The organism is Stenotrophomonas sp. SPM (assembly GCF_003105135.1).
Lineage (GTDB): Bacteria > Pseudomonadota > Gammaproteobacteria > Xanthomonadales > Xanthomonadaceae > Stenotrophomonas.
In genome coordinates, this window is the sequence record NZ_QETL01000027.1 from 21,376 (window position 1) to 41,066 (window position 19,691).

A 19,691-nucleotide genomic window follows, 5' to 3' on the forward strand; every position below is an offset into this window, starting at 1 on the left:
GGCCCCATGCCCGCGCCTTGATCCCGATCAATCCATCAGAAGAAGCCCAGCTTCTTCGGCGAGTAGCTGACCAGCAGGTTCTTGGTCTGCTGGTAGTGGTCGAGCATCATCTTGTGGTTCTCGCGGCCGATGCCCGACTGCTTGTAGCCGCCGAACGCCGCGTGCGCGGGGTAGGCGTGGTAGCAGTTGGTCCACACGCGCCCGGCCTGGATGGCGCGGCCCATGCGGTACAGGCGCGAGGCATCGCGGCTCCACACGCCGGCACCGAGGCCGTACAGCGTGTCGTTGGCGATCTGCAGCGCTTCTTCCTCGGTCTTGAACGTGGTCACCGCCACCACCGGCCCGAAGATCTCCTCCTGGAAGATGCGCATGCGGTTGTGGCCCTTGAACACGGTGGGCTTCACGTAATAGCCGCCGGCCAGTTCGCCGCCGAGCGTGTTCTGCTCGCCGCCGATCAGCACTTCGGCGCCTTCCTGCCTGCCGATGTCGATGTAGGAAAGAATCTTCTCCAGCTGCTCGGACGATGCCTGCGCACCGATCATGGTGTCCGGGTCCAGCGGATCGCCCTGCTTGATCGCAGCCACCCGCTTGAGCACGCGTTCCATGAAGCGGTCGTAGATCGATTCCTGCACCAGTGCACGCGACGGGCAGGTACACACCTCGCCCTGGTTCAGCGCGAACAGCACGAAGCCTTCCACTGCCTTGTCGAGGAAATCATCGTCCTCGGCCATCACGTCGGCGAAGAAGATGTTGGGCGACTTGCCGCCCAGTTCCAGCGTCACCGGAATCAGGTTCTGGCTGGCGTACTGCATGATCAGGCGGCCGGTGGTGGTCTCACCGGTGAAGGCGATCTTCGCGATGCGGGGGTTGCTGGCCAGCGGCTTGCCCGCTTCCAGGCCGAAGCCGTTGACGATGTTGAGCACGCCCGGCGGCAGCAGATCGCCGATGATTTCCATCAGCACCAGGATCGAGGCCGGGGTCTGTTCGGCCGGCTTGAGCACCACGCAGTTGCCGGCGGCCAGTGCCGGGGCCAGCTTCCACGCGGCCATCAGCAGCGGGAAGTTCCACGGGATGATCTGCCCGACCACGCCCAGCGGTTCGTGGAAGTGGTAGGCCACGGTGTCCTTGTCGATCTCCGACAGGCTGCCTTCCTGCGCGCGCACGGCGCCGGCGAAGTAGCGGAAGTGGTCAACCATCAGCGGGATGTCGGCGTTGAGCGTCTCGCGGATCGGCTTGCCGTTGTCCCAGGTTTCGGCGCGAGCGATCAGTTCAAGGTTCTGTTCGATGCGGTCGGCGATGCGGTTGAGGATGTTGGCGCGCTCGGTGGTGGAGCGCTTGCCCCAGTCATCCTTGGCGGCATGCGCGGCGTCGAGCGCGGCCTCGATGTCCTCGGCATTGGAGCGCGCCACCGAGGTGAGCACCTTACCGGTGATGGGCGTGGTGTTGTCGAAGTACTGGCCGCTGCGCGGGGCCACCCACTGGCCGCCGATGTAGTTGTCGTAGCGGGGCTTGAACAGGGCGCTGGGGTCGGCCGGGTCGGTCGAGGGCGAGGCAACGGCATTCATCGTGGGCACTCCTTGGATGGCCCGGACAACCCGGGGCCTGCCCAAGTACCGCAATGAGCGTGCCAACCGCGCTGGTGCTGCGGCGCGTCACGGGGCGCGGCAGCGCCGTTGCAACCGACCCCCGCGCGGAATGCGGCGGTGCACCAGCGGTCGTCATCGCAACTGAAGCCGCGATGTGCTTTTAATCGGGACAGTGCCCGCAACAACTGTCGCAGAATGCGACACAGGAGCGTCAGGGTGTCCCAGCCGATTCTTCCCGAGCGCGTGGGTGGCGCGCGCCGTGCCTTCTTCGAGCGCGGCGCCTCGCCGGCCGGGGCGGTGCCCGACGCCATCCTGCAGTCGTGGCGGCGCTGCCAGCGGCAGGGCCTGTCGGTGGACGCGCGGCCCGACGTGGCACCGGTGCCCGAGCTGTCGCTGCGTGAACTGCGCCAGCGCCGCGAGCGCCTGTGGCGGCTGGCCCGTCCCGAGCTGGAAGGGCTGGCAAGCTCGCTGGCCAGCAGCGATGGCATCGTGCTGCTCACCGACGAGGAAGGCTGGGTGCTGGACGCCGAGGGCAGCAACAGCTTCCTCGACCGCGCCGGACAGGTCGCGCTGATGCCGGGAGTGCGCTGGGACGAAGGCACGGTCGGCACCAATGCCATCGGCACGGCCATCGTCGAAGGCCGTGCCCTGCAGGTGCGCGGCGGGGAACACTTCTTCGCCCCGCACGGCATCCTGACCTGCTCGGCCACGCCGATCTTCGATCCGTTCGGGCAGCGCGTCGGCGTGCTCGACATCTCCGGCGATGCACGCCACGCCCACCTGCATGCGCTGGCGCTGGGCCGCCACGCGGTGGACCAGATCGAGCATCGCTATTTCGCTGATGGGCTGGACGACTGCGAACTGCTGCACCTGCATGCGCAGCCGCTGTTGCTGGGCAGCCCGCGCGAGGCCCTGCTGGGCTTCCGCAATGGCCGCCTGGTGGCCGCCAACCGGGTCGGCCTGGGGTTGTTCGGGCTGGACCGACACGACATCGGCCACGCGTCCTACGAGGCCCTGTTCGACCAGCCGCTGTCGCGCCTGCATGACGACGGCCTGCTGCTGGACCGGCAGGGGCGTGCGCTGTACGGCCACAGTGACGGCAGGCGCCATACGCGTGCCGCTGGCGCAGTGATTGCGCGCACGCCCCGCGTGGCCCCTGCCGCCGCCGCGCCCGCGCTGCTGGCGGCACCCGGCACGGTGCTGGCGGCGCTGGTGCAGCAGCAGTTGCGCCAGGCGGTGCGGGTGCTGGATGCGGGGCTGCCGGTACTGGTGCAGGGCGAAACCGGCACCGGCAAGGAGGTGTTCGCGCGCGAGCTGCATCGCCGTTGCGCGCGTGCCGGCCAACCGCTGGTGGCGGTGAACTGCGCGGCCTTGCCTGAGGGCCTGATCGAAGCCGAGCTGTTCGGCTACGAGGAAGGCGCGTTCACCGGCGCGCGCCGGCAGGGCAGTACCGGCCTGCTGCGGCAGGCGCAGGGCGGCGTGCTGTTCCTGGATGAGATCGGCGACATGCCGCTGGCCCTGCAACCGCGCCTGCTGCGCGTGCTGCAGGAACGCGAGCTGTCACCGCTGGGCGGTGGCCGCCCGGTGAAACTGGACTTTGCCCTGGTCTGTGCCAGCCACTGCGACCTGCAGCAGGCCGTGGCCGAGGGGCGCTTCCGGGCCGATCTGTACTACCGCATCGCCGACCATGTGGTGCATCTGCCGGCGCTGCGCGAGCTGGACGAACGCGGTGCGCTGCTGCAGGCGCTGTGGGCGCCGATGGCACAGGGCCGCGTGCTGCAGGCGGAGGTGCTGCAGGTGCTGCAGAAACAGCGCTGGCCCGGCAACCTGCGGCAGCTGCAGGCCTGCCTGCGAACGCTGGTGGCGTTGAGCGACCCGGGTGAGCAGATCACGCCTGCGCACTTGCCTGCCGAACTGCTGAAGGTGCCGAGGGTACAGGCGGCTGACGTCAGCACTGCATCGGGCGGGCTGCGTGACATCGCCGAGGACGCGATGCGGCAGGCTCTGCAGGACGCCGACGGCAATGTCACCGCCGCAGCCAGGCAGCTGGGTATCAGCCGCAGCACGCTGTACCGGCGCCTGGGCCAGCCCGCCACGCGCTGAACCCGCGCGGTGGACTGGTAGAGTCGAGCTTGCTCGACTGCTGTTCGCGCAGCGCATAAGCTGAAGCAGTCGAGCAAGCTCGACTCTACGTGCAGTAGCTCAGCCGGCCAGCACCGCTGCTTCGCGGGCCAGGCGCTCGATGCTGTCCCAGTCGCGTGACTGCATCAGGGCCGCGGTGGTCAGCCACGAACCGCCCACGCACAGCACGTTGGGCAGGTGCAGGAACTGCGGCGCGGTCTGCGCGCTGATGCCACCGGTCGGGCAGAAGCGCACATCGGCGAACGGGCCGTGCCATGCCGACAGGAGCGGCGCACCGCCGGACTGCACCGCCGGGAAGAACTTGAACGTGTCCAGGCCGGCCTCGAGGCCGAGGATCAGTTCCGAACCGGTGGCCACGCCAGGCAGGTAAGGCAGGTCGGCATCGCGGGCGGCCGCATACAGCGTCGGCGTCGCACCGGGCGACACCGCGAAGCGCGCGCCGGCGGCCTTGGCCGCGTCCATCTGCGCCGGCGTCAGCACCGTGCCGGCACCCACCACCGCATCCGGAACGGCCTCGACCATCGCCTTGATCGCGTCCAGTGCACGTGGCGTGCGCAGGGTCACTTCGATCACCGGCAGGCCGCCACGGAACAGCGCCTGCGCGACCTGCACCGCATCGTCCACGTCATCGGGAGTGAACACCGGAATCACCGGTGCAAGTTTCAGTACCGCACGTACGCGCGGATCAGCGCCGGACATCGAATCGCTCCTCGCCCACCAGGGCCAGTACGTCAGCTTCGCTGACGGGGTTGAAATCGCCGGGGATCGAGTGCTTCAGTCCACCGGCAGCCAGGCCGAAACGCACGGTGGCGTCGGCATCGAAGCCGGACAGGATGCCATGCAGGATGCCCGCGGCGAATGCATCGCCACCGCCGATGCGGTCGACGATGCCCTGCAGCTGGCGCACCGGTGCCTGGGCGCGGGTGCCATCGCGGCCCAGCAGCAGCGCGCCCAGCGCATGGTGGTCCACGCTGAGGGCCTGGCGCTGGGTGCACGCCATCCACTGCAGCTGCGGGAAGGCGGCAAACGCCGCAGCGGCCGCGGCTTCGACCTTCGCCACCACGTCGGCCTGCTCGAAGCGCTGGCCGAGGATGACTTCGATATCGCGGTAGTCGGCGAAGACGATGTCGGCCTGGGCGAACAGCTCGTGCAGGATCGCCTGCGCATCGCCGCCCCAGCGCTGCCACAGCTTGGGCCGGAAGTTGCCATCGAAGGAGACGCGCACGCCCAGCGCACGCGCCGCGCGCGCCGCCGCCAGGGTGGCCTGCGCCACGTCCGGGCCCAGCGCCGGGCTGACCCCGGACAGGTGCAGCCACTGCGCGCCCTGCAGCAGCACCGGCCAGTCGTAGTCGGCCGCGGTGCTGCGCGCGAAAGCGGAGTCGGCGCGGTCATAGACCACTTCGCTGGCACGCTGCACCGCGCCGGTGGTCAGGAAGTACAGGCCCATGCGCCCGTCCCGGTCCTGCCGCACGCTGCGCGTATCGACCCCGTGCCGGCGCAGTTCACCCAGCACGTGGGCGCCCAGTGCGTTGCCGGCCACGGTGCTGACCATGGCGACCTCATGTCCAAAGCGGGACAGCGAGACACCCACGTTCGCTTCCGCACCGCCCACGTGCACCTGCAGCTGCGGCGACTGCATCAGCAGTTCGTTACCCGGTGCGCCCAGGCGCAGCAGCAATTCCCCGAAACATACGACACGACCCATTTCCGCTCCCTTTCGCTGGCCGCCCGCAGCGACTGCTGGGCGGCGTGGAATCGCGCCACGCACCCGCGTGGCGGTTGACCATCGGTGTCATCAAGACACCGAAGCGGCCGTGGGCACAGCCTACCAAACTGTCAGAACCATTGTCCCGCAAGCGTCTTGGAGACATCACAGGTCTGTTGCGGTGCAAGATGCCGCCGAGGGAACGTGCTGCTACCGTCGGCTCTGACCAGCGGTGTCATTCCGCTGAAACACTCGCGAGACCAGACCTTTGGGAGAGGGGAAAGGCATGCATTCTCGGAACCAAGCAAAAAAGACACCGGTTACCTTGCTCGCCATGGCGGTCAGCCTGGCCCTGTCGGCAGGCGCCGCTGCCCAGCAGCAGAGCGAGGCGCCCAGCGCCACCAATCTCGATACGGTGAACGTTACCGGCTACCGCGCCAGCGTCGAGAAAGCGCTGGACATCAAGCGCGGCGAGGCCGGCGTGGTCGATGCCATCGTGGCCGAGGATGTCGGCAAGTTCCCCGACCTGAACCTGGCCGAGTCGCTGCAGCGCATACCGGGCGTGGTCATCACCCGCGAAGCCGGTGAAGGCCGCAACATCTCGGTGCGCGGCCTGGGCCCGGACTTCACCCGCGTGCGCATCAACGGCATGGAAGCGCTGACCACGGTCGGCGCCGGCGACCAGAGCGGCGGCACCAACCGCGGTCGTGGCTTCGACTTCAACGTCTTCGCCTCGGACCTGTTCTCGCAGATGGTGGTGCGCAAGACCGCGTCGGCCGACGTCGAGGAAGGTTCGCTGGGTGCAACGGTCGACCTGCGCACGGCACGCCCGTTCGACTACGATGGCTTCACCTTCGTCGCCAGTGGCCAGGCCAGCTACAACCAGATGGCCGAGAAGGCCGACCCGCGCCTGGCCGCGCTGATCTCCAACACCTTTGCCGACGGCACCTTCGGCGCGCTGCTGTCGGTGGCCTACTCCGAGCGCCAGGCGCTGGAGGAAGGTTCCAACACCGGCCGCTGGGCCAACGGCACCAGCAACGGCGGCTTCAGTGCGACCTCGCCGTTCACGGCGGCGCGCAGCGCCGATGTCTATCACCCGCGTTTCCCGCGCTACGTGCAGATGGAACACCAGCAGAAGCGCCTGGGCATCACCGGCTCGCTGCAGTGGAAGCCGTCGGACCGCACCGAGATCTCGCTGGACACGCTGTACTCGAAGATCGACGCCACGCGCGACGAGCACTACATCGAAGCGATCTCATTCAGCCGCAACCGCGACTCCGCCACCGGCGCCAACCGCCGACCGGACCGCGACGGCAAGCCGGAAACCATCGTTCGCAATGGTGAGATCCGCAACAACGCGCTCCTCTACGGCGAGTTCGACAACGTCGACCTGCGTACCGAGAACCGCCACGACGAATGGAACACCGAGTTCAAGCAGGTCAGCCTGAACTTCGATCATCGCTTCACCGATGATTTCCAGATGACCGGCAAGGTCGGCATCTCGCGCTCCGCACACGAGAACCCGGTGCAGACCACCATCATCATGGACAAGTACGATGTCGACGGCTACAGCTACGACTACCGTGGCAACAGCCGGGCGTCGATCATCAACTACGGTATCGACCCGACCAACCCCAATGGCTGGGAACTGGCCGAGATCCGCCTGCGCCCGCAGTACGTGGACAACGATTTCGATACCGCCGAGGTCAACTTCAACTGGAATCTCAGCCCTGGCTTCCGCCTGAAGGGCGGCGTGCTGGCCAAGGATTACACCTTCAGCACGCTGGAACTGCGCCGCAGCAGTGAAGGCGCAGTACCGCTGCTCGCCGACGGCAGGCGCATCGTGCCCGCCGAACTCACCAGCCAGGCCGGCCTGAAGGGCATCAACGGCTCGCCCTCGAACTGGGTGGTGCCGAACCTGGATGCGATCGCCGATCTGCTGGACATCTACAGCAACACCGGTACCTTCGCCCTTGCCCCGCGTGCGAACAACAGCCGCAGCGTCGAAGAGAAGGACCGCGGCGTCTGGCTGATGGGTGAGTTCTCCACCGACCTCGGCTCCATCCCGCTGTCGGGCAACTTCGGCGTGCGCTACGTGCAGACCGAGCAGACCTCCAGCGGCGCAGCCACGGTCGGCGGCGTGCTGGTGGATGCCACCACCAACCGCAAGTACAACGACACCCTGCCCTCGTTCAACCTGGTGGCGGAGATCACCCCGGACTTCCTGATCCGCCTTGGCGCGGCCAAGGTGATGAGCCGCCCGGGCCTGGGCAACCTGACCCCGGGCGTTACCGTGGCCGTAGCCGGCGGCGCGCGCACCGTAGCCGGCGGCAACCCCAACCTCGATCCGTTCCGCGCCACCAACGTCGACATGAGCTTCGAGTGGTACTTCGCCGAGGGTGCAATGGCCGGCATCGGCCTGTTCTACAAGGACATCGATTCGTTCGTGCAGACCACCCGCGAAGTGCGGCCGTATTCCAGCAGCGGCCTGCCGGCCAGCCTGCTCGACGGCACCGGCGCATCGGTCAACGACGACTTCACCTTCAGCATCCCGCTCAACACACCCGGCGGCGAGCTGTATGGCGTGGAAGCCAACTACACCCAGCCCTTCACCTTCCTGCCCGGCAAGTGGTCGAACCTGGGCGTGCAGCTGAACTACACCTGGGTCGATACCAGCATCCAGTACGTCAACGGCACCGGCGTGGCGGTGATGAAGAACCAGCTGACCGGCACCTCGAAGAATGCGTGGAACGCCACGCTGTTCTACGAAGGCGATGCCTGGTCGGGACGTGTCTCGGCCACCAACCGCAGTGACTACCTCACCCAGGCGCCCGGCCAGGAAACCGGCTTCAACCTGGACGGCTACCACGGCATGACCGGCACCACCGTGCTCGATGCCTCCATCCGCTACCGCATCAGCGAACAGCTGGAGCTGAGCCTGGAAGGCATCAACCTGACCAACGAGGCGTCCGATGAGTGGGTCTACTCGCCCACCACCGGCGAGCTGCCGCTGCAGTACACCGAAACCGGCCGCCAGTTCCTGCTGGGCGTGCGCTACAAGTTCTGACCGCTGACGCGGCGGCGTGCAGTCACGCCGCCGCACTTGGAGTGCAACGAAGAAACGCCGCTGCGGCTGCTGCGGCGCAAGATGCCGCGCGCCATGTGCTTTGTTACGTTCACGCATGACCCGCGGTGTCAGCAAGTCGTTGCACCTGTGTCGTACCGGAGGAGGCCGGTACGCACGCTGGAACGCCTTAGCAACGCTTGAGGACACCCTGGGAGGGGATTTCAGATGGATTCGTCGCTCGCGCTTCACCGCGGCCGCGCGCCGCTCACCGTGCTTGCCCTGTCGATCGGACTGGTGCTGAGCCACGCCGCGCATGCACAACAGACCCCGGAAGCGGCTGCGGCCGCACCCGATGCGGTCGACCTGGACAAGGTGGAAGTCAAGGCCACCTACCGCGAAAGCCTGCAGCAGTCGCTGGACGAAAAGCGCTACAGCGTCGAGCAGGTCGATGCGATCTACGCCGAGGACATCGGCAAGTTTCCCGATCTGAACCTGGCCGAATCGATGCAGCGCATCGCCGGTGTCTCCATCGACCGCGAAGGCGGCGAAGGCCAGCAGATTTCCGTACGCGGCCTGGGTTCGGATTTCACCCGCGTACGCATCAACGGCCTGGAAGCGCTGTCCACCGCAGGCAGCGGCACCACCGGCGTCAACCGCAGCCGCGGCTTCGACTTCAACACCTTCGCCTCCGAGCTGTTCAGCCGGGTCAAGGTCAACAAGACCCAGTCGGCGCAGATCGATGAAGGCTCGCTGGGCGCCACCGTCGACCTGCGCGCATCGCGGCCGTTCGATTTCGAAGGCTTCCAGGCCTCGCTCAACGGCCAGTACGGCTACAACGAACTGTCGCGCTCGAAAGACCCGCGCGTGTCTGCGCTGCTGAGCAACACCTGGGCCGATGGCCGCTTCGGTGCGCTGATGTCGGTGGCGTGGAGCAAGCGCACGATCTTCGAGGAAGGCTACAACCCGGTGCGCTGGGAGCACGGCAACTACCGCAATTCCAACCAGGCCACCGCCGCCAACAACGGCACCTACGGCTTCTGCAGCCCGGCCGGCTACGACCCGCAGACGCCGCGCAACCCGGCCGCGAATGAAACCGCGCAGGGCGTCGGCAGTGCCGCCAACCAAGCGCGCAGCAATGGCTGGGGCAGCTACGGCATCGATGCCACCCACTGCGGCACCGGCATCGACCGCCCGGCGGCGACCGCCGAGAACATCGCCGCCTACGAGACGGCCACCAATGCGTGGATTCCGCGTTACCCACGCTACATCCGCACCGAACACGAGATCGAGCGGCTCGGTGTCACCGGCGCGCTGCAGTTCCGCTTCAGCCCGGACAGCCTGCTCAACCTCGACCTGATGTACTCCAAGCTGGACAAGGACCAGCGCGAGGATTCGATCGGCGCCAACCTGCACCGCACCGCGCAGTACGGCGGCAAGACCCAGATCGTGGTGCGTGAGGCGCAGGTGGATGCGCAGAACCGGCTGGTCTACGGCGTGTTCGACAACGTCGACTTCCGCACCGAATCGACCGCCATCGAGGAGAGCACCGAGTTCAAGCAGGCCAGCCTGAACTTCGAGCACCGCTTCAACGATGCGCTGCGCCTGGATGCGCTGGTTGGTCATTCCTCGTCCAGCTTCGAGCGGCCGGTGTTCTCCATGGTCAGCTTCGACAACAGCAACCTGGATGGCTTCGTGCTGGACATGCGCAACGGCGCCAGCATGCCATCGATGACCTTCCCCTTCGCGCTGGGCGATGCGGCCTCGTGGCAGTGGCTGGGCTACGGCACCGCGCCGGTGAATGCCAACGGCACTGCGCGTGGCGGCAACATCAGCGAAGTGCGCTTGAACCCGCAGTACGTGGACAACAGCTTCGACACCGCCAAGGTCGACCTGACCTTCAACGTGTCGCCCACCTTCACCCTGCGCGGCGGCCTGGCCTACAAGGACTACGGCATGCGCACGCAGGAGTACCGCAACATCAGCTACGGCCGCATGTCGCAGGCGCTGCCCGACGGCGTCGGCGTAGGTGACCTGTCCACCACGCTCGATGGCTTCGGCAAGGGCCTGGACGGCAGCACGCCGGGCAGCTGGCTGATCCCCGACTTCAACCGCATCGCCGAGCTGCTGGACATCTACTGCAACTGCAACACCGGCACCCTCGGCGGTGACTACCGCCTGGCCGGCGTCGGCCATTTCGGTGCATCGAACAACAACTTCGACGTGACCGAAAAGAGCTATGCCAGCTACCTGCAGCTGGACTTCAACACCGAGCTGTGGGACCGGCCGTTCCGCGGCAACCTCGGCCTGCGTTACGTGCGCACCGAGATCGACGCCAGTGGCTACGCGCCGTGCCAGGCGGCCAGCAGCAGTGACCTGTCGGCAGCCTGCGAACCCTTCCTGGGCGTGGCCAGCGCCACCGCCGATGCCGGCGAGCGCCTGCTGGTGGCCACCACCGTCGGCCATCGCTACGACGACTGGCTGCCCTCGCTGAACCTGGCCTGGGACCTGACCGACAGCGTGGTGCTGCGCTTCGGTGCGGCCAAGACGATGGCCCGGCCAACCCTGTCCAACCTGTCGCCCAGCGTCAGCGGTGGCCCGACCAGCTTCCTCGACGAGGACCGCTACTACTCGATCAACCTGGGCAACCCGAAGCTGGATCCGTTCCGCTCCACCAACTACGACCTGAGCGCGGAGTGGTACTTCCAGGAAGGCGCCCTGCTGTCGGCGGCGGTGTTCTACAAGGACATCGAAACCTACGTGCAGCGCACCCGCCTGCTGACCACCTGGGGTGACATGGGTTACTCGCTGGACCTGCTGCCGGCCGGCTTCAGCCCGAACACGCTGTTCAACGTGCAGAGCTACTTCAACACCCCGGGCGGTCCATTGAAGGGCTTTGAGCTGACCTACCAGCAGCCCTTCACCTTCCTGCCCGGCTTCTGGAAGAACTTCGGCGTGCAGCTGAACTACACCCACGTCGATTCGAAGATCAAATACCTCTTCAGCTCCGGCAGTGGCGACACCATCGTCACCACCTACACCGAGAACGACCTGCTGAACCTGTCGCCCAACTCGTACAACGCCACCGTGTACTACGACGACGGCCGCTTCAGCGCGCGCGTTTCCACCAGCTACCGCGATGCCTACATCAACCAGATCCTGACCCAGGAAAACGTCTGGGACCTGGACGGCAACCCGTACGCCACCGCCGACGTCACCGGCAAGTACAGCGTCAAGAACGTGGATTTCAACATGTCCTGGAAGTTCAACAAGCAGCTGACCGTCAGCTTCGAGGCGATCAACCTGCTGGACAGTGCCGACGAACGCTACGTCGATTCGGCGCTGTCACTGCCCGACCGCTACACCCACACCGGGCGCCAGTACTACCTGGGGCTGCGCTACAAGTTCTGAGTGCACGCCCTGCACCGCCGTACCGCACCGCCGCCATGCCGCTGCACCGTCGAATGCTGCTGAAAGGAAGGTTCCATGCACCGTACCGCTTCTGTCCTGCCCCGCCCGCGCCGTCGCCTGCTGGTGGCCGCGCTGTCGCTGGCCACTGCGCTGCCCGCGTTGGCCGCACCGTCGCCGACGCTGCTGTTCCACGTCGATGCCAACCAGGGGCTGACCGCCGTGACGGCGCAGGGCGAAGCGGTGCCGAACTTCCGCGACAAGGCGGCGGTGGTTGCTGACGGGGCACGCGGCAAGGCCATCCAGTGGGAAGACGACGGCGTGCTGGCCTGGGATGCACCGGGCAACATCCTGGCCCAGCGCGGCACCCTGGCGTTTGACTGGCGCCCCCGCTACGCGGTGGGCGAAGCACCGTTCGTGATCTTCCGCGTCGGCTATGCCGACCACAGCAGCTGGGACATGGCCTGGCTGCGCATCGACTGGAACGGCCACGGCTTCGATGCCTTCGTCACCGATGCCAACCTGGCACGCACCCGTGTGTCGTTCCGCATGGACACGCCGCCGCGGCCGGAGCAGTGGCTGCACCTTGCCTTTGCCTGGGACGAGGACCAGGGCGTGCGCCTGTTCGTCGATGGCCGCGAAGTGGCGCGTGCGCAGGCGACCGGTGACTACGACGCGGCGCTGGACCAGCTCGGCCTGGCCGGGCGGGTGATGGCGCCCTACCAGGTGCAGAGCCGCTACAACTTCCTGCGTGGCAGCGATTTGCAGCACATCCGCGTGTACGACCGCATGCTCGACGCCCCCGCCGTGCAGGCACTGGCAGGCGGCAAGGCGCCGGCCAGCGCGGTGGCGCCGGCCAGCGACGAGCGCGCATGGCGCCATCGCTTCGGCTGGGAAGGTGCGGCACCGCCGGCACTGGCGTCGGCCGGCACGCGCATCCGCAAGATCGAGTTCGCCGATACGCGCGACCACAAGGCGTGGATGTGGAAGGCCACCGACGGCATCGCTGAAACCACCTGGCCGGGCGTCTACAACCGCTCGCGCCTGCCCGGCCGCAACGACTACTTCCAGCTGCCGGACTGGAACACCTACGTGGAAAGCGGCCAGCACCTGGACCTGACCCTGCCGGCCGGCGAGACGGTGAACCGCATGGAGATCCGCGGTGCGGCCTTCGGCAGCCTGGCGCATGGGCCCGACGCCGAACATGCCACCGAGGTGCTGGCCACGCGCCCGCGCGGCGTGGTGCGCAGCGTGCAGGACATTCCCGCGCAGCAGGGCGGCGTGCTGCGTTTCAGCAACGTCGAACAGGAAACCCCCATCCAGGAAATCTGGGCCTACAACGTGAGCGAGGGCGCCGAGCCGGAAGGCACGGTCAAGCAGACCTACGTGATCGACAGCCAGGCCCTGCCCGATTACACCAACCTCGATGCGCTGCGGCACTACATCGATGGCCGCTTCCCGGCCGCCGAACGCAGCACGGTGATGGCCCTGCCCAAAGGCGCGGGTTCGCGTCGCCGTGGTGCCGACAGCCTGCCGACGCAGCCGCGGCCGATCGTGCACGTGCTGATCCCCTCGGGCGTCGGTGACGCGCCGGCCAACCAGCCGTTGATCCGCAGCTGGGCCTACAGCTGGGAGAACATGCACGACGGCCTGGACGGCGTGGCCATCGACCTTCCCGCGCTGGACCTGCCGGCCACCCACGACGGCCTGATCCCGCTGAACATCCGCGTCAAGGATCCGATCTGGCCGGCACGCGACATGATCGATGTCTCGGTGTCGGTGCAGCCGGGGCAGAAGCGCACGCTGTGGCTGGACCTGCGCGACCGCATCCTCACCCCCGACAGCCTGTGGCTGAGCATCGCCTCGGCCGCGCCGGGCTTCGATGCCGCCGCGGTGGACGGCGCGCAGATCCGCCTGGTGTTCAAGCCGCGCGCCGAAGCGCTGAAGGAACACGTAGCCGACCGCTTCAACCAGGTGCGCGACAACTGGGGCTTCCTGGTCGAGGAACACACCACCTCCAAGCGCCAGCGCCTGTATGCGCGCGTGTATGCCGACCTCAGCGACCTGCTGCGGGTGGACCCGGACCACGAGCTCGGCCGCCTGTACTGGAACTACATCAGCTACAACAGCCAGGGCCGCCCGCCCTACACCGCACCGGCCGTGCCCAAGGGCGTGCCGGCGTGGGCGTTCAACCAGGTGCAGGACCTGGCCCAGGTACGCCAGTTCGTCGACTGGTGGATCGACGAGCGGCAGGTGGCCTACGGCGATTTCGGCGGCGGCATTTCCGATGATTCCGACCTGACCCAGCAGTGGCCGGGCCTGGCGCTGATGGGCGTGCAGCCGGATCGCCTGAACGCCTCGCTGACCGCGCTGTCCGATGCGGTGTACCGCAATGGCATGTTCAGCAATGGCCTGAGCACGATCGAGACCGACGAACTGCATTCCTACGAGGAAGGCATCAACACCAACAGCGCCATGCTCTACCTCAACTGGGGCGATCCGTTGACCGTGGAGCGCCTGATGGAAACGGTGAAGGCGTTCGACGAGCGCATCATCCTTCGTAATCCGCAGGGCAATCTGCTGTTCTCCAGCAACTGGTTCGGTGGCAACAAGGTCTACCGCGAGCCGAACTGGCAGTGGCAGAAGCCCTATTCGTTCCCGGTGCTGCACCCGGCGTTCCTGCTCGGCCAGTACAACGCCGATCCGACCGGCCGCAAACTGGTGATCGGTTTGGCCGATGGCTACCTGGCCCACGCGGGCACTGACGAGAAGGGCCGCTTCACCCTGCCCAACGAGATCAACTGGGCCACCGGTGCCACCCGCGGCGGCGAGTTGAACAATGGCTCCGGCGGCGGCGACACCATGCACACGTTCTGGGCCGCGTGGCGCTGGACCGGCGATGCGAAGTACCTGCAGGCGCTGGACTACCGCGTGGCCCGTGGCGGGCCGGGCGCGCTGGCCAACCTCGGCGAGAACTACGTCGAAGTCCTGGGCCGGCAGCAGGACTGGTACCCGAAGCTCACCGCCGAGGCCGACGCCGGCAAGACTGGCTTCGCCAGCCTGATGGCCTGGCAGGCCAGCGGCGATACGAAATACATCGACGCGCTGCACGCTGACGGCCTGCAGGCCAAGGTGCAGCGCGCCTACATGAACACCGAGGGCCACTGGTGGTCCGACCGCGTGGAAGCGCCCAGCGAGTTCCTGCAACGCGCGCGCCTGGGCGGCATCGCACTGAAGCGCAACCAGAGCTGGCCCGGCCACACGGTCAGCTGGCGCTTCGACCGCGACGGTGCCGCCGAGCAGGTTGCCCTGCTGGTGCACGCGCCCTCGCGCGAACGCTTCACCGTGACCAGCCATAACCTGGGCACGCGCACCATCGCCGCCGAGATGACCGGCTGGAACGTGGCCAGCGGCACCTGGCGCGTGCGTAGCGGCGTGGACGCCGATGGTGATGGCCGCATCGACGGTACCGCCGCCGAACGCACCGTGCAGCTGGAAACCAGCGCCTCGGTACCGATGCAGTTCCGCCCGGGCCGCACCGAGGTGTTCGAGTTCGAGCGGATCAGCGCCGGCACGCCGGTGGAGACCCGCGCGGATCTCGGCATCGGCCGTGGCGATGTGCGCGTGGATGGCCGCCAGGTGCATGTGACCGTGCACAGCCTGGGTCATGCCGGCAGCGGAATGGGCGTGGCGGTGCTGGAGGATGCGCGGGGTCGCGAGATCGCACGTACCGAGGTGCCGGCCATGGCCGCGCCGGTGGACCTGCAGCCGAAGACGGTGGTGGTGTCGCTGCCCCTGCCGGCGGGTGACCGCAGTGGCCTGCGCGTGCGCGTGGCGCTGGCCGATGGTGGCGAGGAAGTGACCCGGTTGAACAACGTGGCCGACGTGCCGCGTTGATGGGAGGCGGAGCCGCCGGGCCTGGCCCGGCGCCACCGTGATTCAGCGCGACGGAGGTGGGTAGCGCCGGGCCATGCCCGGCGGGACGCGGTCAGGCCGCGTCGGTCTCCATCATCTTCACCCGGCGCTGGTACCAGCCATCGTCGAGCGGATCGAACACGGCGCTGCGTTCCATCACGCCCTGGTAAACATGCACCGACACCGCCACGTCGGTATCGCTGGCGTTGCGCAGCGTGTGGTACTCGTGCGGCGGGATCAGGCTGCCGGCGCTGCCGCGGTAGCCGTACAGGGCTTTCTGCGCGGCGAAGCGGTGGCGGTCGCCCTGCCGTTCCAGCAGCGCATGGGGGGTGACGATCAGCTCGCCCTGCCAGACCCCTTCCACGCACCACATTGCATCGTGGTCGTGCAGCGGCGTGCCCTGCCCCGGGCCCCAGCACATGGCGATGACGCTGTAGCCCAGGGTTGGGCTGCGGTGCAGTTCGCGGCGTGCGTAGTGGCCGTCCACCGGGCGGCGCACGCATGGCGGCAGTTCGATGAGCGGATCGATGATGGCCTCGCGCAGCACTTTCTGCAGTGCGTGGGTGATCAGCGCCGGATCCGCCAGGCAGACCGCGCCGTCGACGGCCGCCAGCAGGCGATCCCGGCCCATGAACGGCAGTGGTGTGAACGTCGCTCCCATGTCGGCCAGTCTAGGCGAGCCGGGTTAACAGAATGTTTTCAGAGCTTCATCTTTTTCAGATGGTGCGAATTGAGGAGACGTTAGGCGCAGATCGCTGCATTTTAGTGGCGTTGGCCGCATCATGGCAGCAGCAGTATGCGCAGCTCCGGTACCTCGCGCGCCAGTTCCGTGGCCACCAGGGTGGCGAACACCCGCGCGCCCTCGTCGCCCAGGTGGGTGTAATCGAAGGCCTGTTTGGCCTGCCCCATCGGTTCCAGCGCGGCGTTCTGCACCGTCGCCGGCGCGCCGGCCAGGGCCGGGCTGGCGCCGACCGTGGTGCCGCCCAGGGCGCTGGCCACCTGCGCCTGCGTAGCGGGTGCCTGCGCAAGCCGCATCGCCGCCACCGGCCCCAGCGCCTGCACCAGGGCGCGGCCGCGGCCATGCAGATCGACCAGCGGCACCTGCAGTTCGCGCGCCACCGCACGCACGCTGTCGGCCCACGGTGCGAGGTCGTCCACCAGCACGCCATCGACGAACTGGCGGCGGGTCAGCGGGGTCAGCAGCACCGGTTTGGCGCCGGCCGCGCGCACCTGCTGCACGTAGCGGCGCAGGTTGTCGGGAAACTCATGCTGCAGGTCGGTCGAGCGCCCCGGCTTGCCCGGCTGGTCGTTGTGGCCGAACTGGATCAGCACCCAGGTCGCGGCGTAGCCCGGCGTGCGCATCTCCGCCTCGACCAGCGCCCATGAGCCCTCGGCGCGATAGTTGTAGGTGCTGCGGCCACCGCGCGCCAGGTTCAGGCAGGCAGCGAACGAGGTCACGTGGTCGGCGCAGAAGGCCGGGCCCCAGCCGCCCTGCACGGCGGTGGTGGAATCGCCGACCAGCACGATCTTGCTGGCGCGGATCGGTGTGGGCGCGGGGCGGTCGCTGATCGACGGGTCGACGGCGGCGTGGGCCGCACCGGCCACGGCCAGGGCAAACAGGAAAGGCAGCAGGCGCATCTCAGGCAGTACCTCGTTGCAGGAAGGGGACGCGCTGGTAGAGCTCGCGCTCGCCACCGCGCGGGTCATCGGCGCCACGGCTGCGCACGTCGAACAGCATCGTGCGCCGCTGCGGCAGGGTGTACGGCGCCCAGTCCGCCAGCCCGGCGTGGTTGGGGTCGCCGTGGCGGGCGAAGGCGATCAGCGCGTCGCTCATGGTGCCCGCCAGCGCGCGTGCGTCTTCGCCACCGCCGGTGCGCGCCGTGGGCAGGCCGGCGTTGTCGAACACCAGCGGGATGTCCAGGGTGTGGAAGGCGCGCAGGCGTCCCTCTTCCACCGGCGAGGGCCAATCGAGCTGGTAGGACCAGGTCGGCGCTGCCGTGGCCGGCTGCCGCGCACGCGCTTCCAGCTCCTCCACCGCACCGCGCCAGGAGCGCCCGGCGGTGGTGGCGGCGAAGAACACCTCCGACGCCGTGTAGTGCGGATAGAGGCGGCGGTAGTGCTCGATCACCACCGACGGCAGCAGGTCGACGAACTGCTGTTTCTGCAGCTGCGCCGGCAGGGTGTTCCAGTCCAGCGCGAAGTTGCCCGGGTCGTTGCCGAGGAAGGCGCGGGTTTCATCGTGGGTGTTGCCGATCACCATCGGGATGCCGGCCGACTGTGCCGGTGCCTGTGGCCAGAACGGATGCGCCGGCAGCACCACCTCGTCCAGCACCGGCCCGAAATACAGCGTGGTGTCTTCCACCCGCGACGGATCGCGGGCTCGGGTGGCTGCCAGCAGGTCAGCCGCCGGCAGGCGCAGCAGCGCCGCCAGGTCCGGCGCGTGCACCGCCTCCATCGCCACCGCCGCGCGCTGTGCGGCCGCGCGCGGACCGGCGGCGGTGACCTGCTGGCCGCTCATGGTCCACGCCCGCTGGAACAGGCCGCGTGCGGCCGGCATCGCCATCAGCGTGGCGATCTTGGCGCCGCCGCCGGACTGGCCGAACACGGTGATGTTGCCGGGGTCGCCACCGAACGTCGTAGCGTGCTCGCGCACCCACTGCAACGCCTGCACCAGGTCCAGCTGGCCGACATTGCCGGACGCGGCGTAGCGTGGGTCGCCCAGCGCGCCCCGGTACAGGTAGCCGAAGGTGTTCAGGCGATGGTTGAGGGTGACCACCACCCCGTCGCCGCGCCGGCACAGCGCGCTGCCGTCGTACAGCGGGTCGCTGCCGGAGCCGTTGTTGAAGCCGCCCCCGTGGATGTAGACCAGCACTGGCCGCCGCGCGCGCGCATCCAGCGCCGGCGTCCACACGTTGAGGAACAGGCAGTCCTCGCTGCCGGGGCCTTCGGCGCCCCCCTGCGGTGCTGCCGCGCCGTACTCCAGCGCGTCGGCGATGCCGCGCCACGCCACCTCGGGCCGGGGTGGCTGGAAGCGGTAGGTGGCCGTGTCCGCGCCGTAGCGCAGGCCGCGGAACACCAGCACGCCCTGTTCGCGCTGGCCGCGCACCCGGCCGCCACGCACCCGTGCCAGCACCTGGGTGTCACCGCACGGGCCGGGCGCCGCCAGCGCCGATGGCAGTGCCGCCACGGTGGCCGTGGCCAGTGCCCAGCGCGCGCTGTCGCGCAGGAAACGGCGGCGCTGCAGATCGTTCGGCGCGGTGTTCATCGGCTACCCCGGGGTCGGATCCCCTCGCCAGAGGAGAGGGGATCTGACCCCACCCCCGTCTCACCCGCAGCCGCCAGCCACGCCTCCGCCAGCAGTGGCCATACCGCCAGCGTCGACCCCGCCGGCATGCGCATCCCGAAACCATGGCCACCGTGGGCGAACAGATGCAGCTCGTGCTCGACCCCGGCCGTGGCCAGTGCCGCAGCCATCAGCTCGCTGTTGTGCACGCTCACCACGCGGTCGTCGTTGGCATGCACCAGCAGGGTCGGCGGCATGTCCGCGCGCACCTGCTGCTGCATCGAATACTGCGCGGCCAGCGTCGTATCGCGGTGCTCGCCGAGCAGGCGCCCGCGCGAGCCGCTGTGCGCATGTGCACCCATGTCGATGACCGGATAGACCAGCACCGCGCGGGCCGGGCGCGCGCTCAGCCGGTCGATGGCATCGCGTGCCGGGTACACCGCGGCATCGAAGCCGGTGGCCAGCCGCGCAGCGACGTGGCCGCCGGCGGAAAAACCCATCACCGAGACGCTGCCGGCATCCAGACCGCGCCGCGCGGCCTGCTCGCGCACCACCCGCAGCGCGCGCTGCGCATCGGCCAGCGCGGCC

The 19,691-nt window shown here is 68.3% G+C and carries 11 protein-coding genes; 4 read left to right on the forward strand and 7 right to left on the reverse strand.

Annotated features, from left to right (window positions below):
* Positions 1-35 precede the first annotated feature (35 nt).
* Complete coding sequence (gene adh / locus DCO49_RS08475) at positions 36-1,565, reverse strand: aldehyde dehydrogenase (protein WP_116863664.1); 1,530 nt, start codon at positions 1,563-1,565, stop codon at positions 36-38.
* Between the two features lie 237 nt (positions 1,566-1,802).
* Between adh and DCO49_RS08480 the strand changes: the two genes are divergently transcribed.
* Positions 1,803-3,689, forward strand: a complete 1,887-nt coding sequence (locus tag DCO49_RS08480) for a sigma-54-dependent Fis family transcriptional regulator (protein ID WP_243402695.1) — start codon at positions 1,803-1,805, stop codon at positions 3,687-3,689.
* Between the two features lie 99 nt (positions 3,690-3,788).
* On the opposite strand, the gene eda is transcribed toward DCO49_RS08480, so the two are convergent.
* Together eda and DCO49_RS08490 are read right to left on the reverse strand one after the other, a co-directional pair.
* Positions 3,789-4,427, reverse strand: coding sequence for a bifunctional 4-hydroxy-2-oxoglutarate aldolase/2-dehydro-3-deoxy-phosphogluconate aldolase (eda, locus tag DCO49_RS08485; protein ID WP_108767183.1), 639 nt, complete (start codon positions 4,425-4,427; stop codon positions 3,789-3,791).
* A complete protein-coding gene (locus DCO49_RS08490) occupies positions 4,414-5,433 on the reverse strand; it encodes a sugar kinase (protein WP_116863666.1) in 1,020 nt (339 codons plus the stop codon). The genes eda and DCO49_RS08490 overlap by 14 nt, the downstream gene beginning before the upstream one ends.
* Positions 5,434-5,719: 286 nt before the next feature.
* On the opposite strand from DCO49_RS08490, the gene DCO49_RS08495 reads away from it, so the two are divergent.
* The 3 genes from DCO49_RS08495 (at position 5,720) to DCO49_RS08505 (ending at position 15,802) form a co-directional block, all read left to right on the forward strand.
* Entirely contained in the window at positions 5,720-8,500 is a 2,781-nt protein-coding gene (locus DCO49_RS08495; RefSeq protein ID WP_116863667.1) for a TonB-dependent receptor, read from the forward strand.
* 225 nt (positions 8,501-8,725) lie between these two features.
* A complete protein-coding gene (locus tag DCO49_RS08500) occupies positions 8,726-11,908 on the forward strand; it encodes a TonB-dependent receptor (RefSeq protein WP_116863668.1) in 3,183 nt (1,060 codons plus the stop codon).
* 75 nt (positions 11,909-11,983) lie between these two features.
* On the forward strand, positions 11,984-15,802 hold the full coding sequence (locus DCO49_RS08505) for a LamG-like jellyroll fold domain-containing protein (RefSeq protein ID WP_116863669.1): 3,819 nt from the start codon (positions 11,984-11,986) through the stop codon (positions 15,800-15,802).
* Between the two features lie 91 nt (positions 15,803-15,893).
* Here the strand turns inward: DCO49_RS08505 and DCO49_RS08510 are convergent, their stop codons facing one another.
* From DCO49_RS08510 to DCO49_RS08525, 4 genes are all read right to left on the reverse strand, one after another.
* The gene (locus DCO49_RS08510; RefSeq protein WP_116863670.1) at positions 15,894-16,481 is read right to left on the reverse strand and encodes a cysteine dioxygenase family protein; all 588 of its coding nucleotides are present in this window, start codon (positions 16,479-16,481) and stop codon (positions 15,894-15,896) included.
* Between the two features lie 119 nt (positions 16,482-16,600).
* Entirely contained in the window at positions 16,601-17,458 is an 858-nt protein-coding gene (locus tag DCO49_RS08515) for a rhamnogalacturonan acetylesterase (protein WP_116863671.1), read from the reverse strand.
* A gap of 1 nt (position 17,459) precedes the next feature.
* Positions 17,460-19,085 carry a carboxylesterase family protein gene (locus DCO49_RS08520; RefSeq protein WP_116863672.1) on the reverse strand — a complete coding sequence of 542 codons (1,626 nt, stop codon included), beginning with the start codon at positions 19,083-19,085 and terminating at the stop codon, positions 17,460-17,462.
* Positions 19,082-19,691 (reverse strand): alpha/beta hydrolase (locus tag DCO49_RS08525; protein ID WP_133249416.1); only part of this gene is annotated, 610 nt, incomplete at its 5' end. The genes DCO49_RS08520 and DCO49_RS08525, both read right to left, overlap by 4 nt.

Bases quoted from the DNA above. Each gene is read 5' to 3' on its own strand.
- DCO49_RS08520 (WP_116863672.1), bottom strand. From the start codon at position 19,085: ATGAACACCGCGCCGAACGATCTGCAGCGCCGCCGTTTCCTGCGCGAC.
- DCO49_RS08510 (WP_116863670.1), bottom strand. From the start codon at position 16,481: ATGGGAGCGACGTTCACACCACTGCCGTTCATGGGCCGGGATCGCCTG.
- DCO49_RS08500 (WP_116863668.1), top strand. From the start codon at position 8,726: ATGGATTCGTCGCTCGCGCTTCACCGCGGCCGCGCGCCGCTCACCGTG.
- adh (WP_116863664.1), bottom strand. From the start codon at position 1,565: ATGAATGCCGTTGCCTCGCCCTCGACCGACCCGGCCGACCCCAGCGCC.
- DCO49_RS08505 (WP_116863669.1), top strand. From the start codon at position 11,984: ATGCACCGTACCGCTTCTGTCCTGCCCCGCCCGCGCCGTCGCCTGCTG.
- eda (WP_108767183.1), bottom strand. From the start codon at position 4,427: ATGTCCGGCGCTGATCCGCGCGTACGTGCGGTACTGAAACTTGCACCG.
- DCO49_RS08490 (WP_116863666.1), bottom strand. From the start codon at position 5,433: ATGGGTCGTGTCGTATGTTTCGGGGAATTGCTGCTGCGCCTGGGCGCA.
- DCO49_RS08515 (WP_116863671.1), bottom strand. From the start codon at position 17,458: ATGCGCCTGCTGCCTTTCCTGTTTGCCCTGGCCGTGGCCGGTGCGGCC.
- DCO49_RS08495 (WP_116863667.1), top strand. From the start codon at position 5,720: ATGCATTCTCGGAACCAAGCAAAAAAGACACCGGTTACCTTGCTCGCC.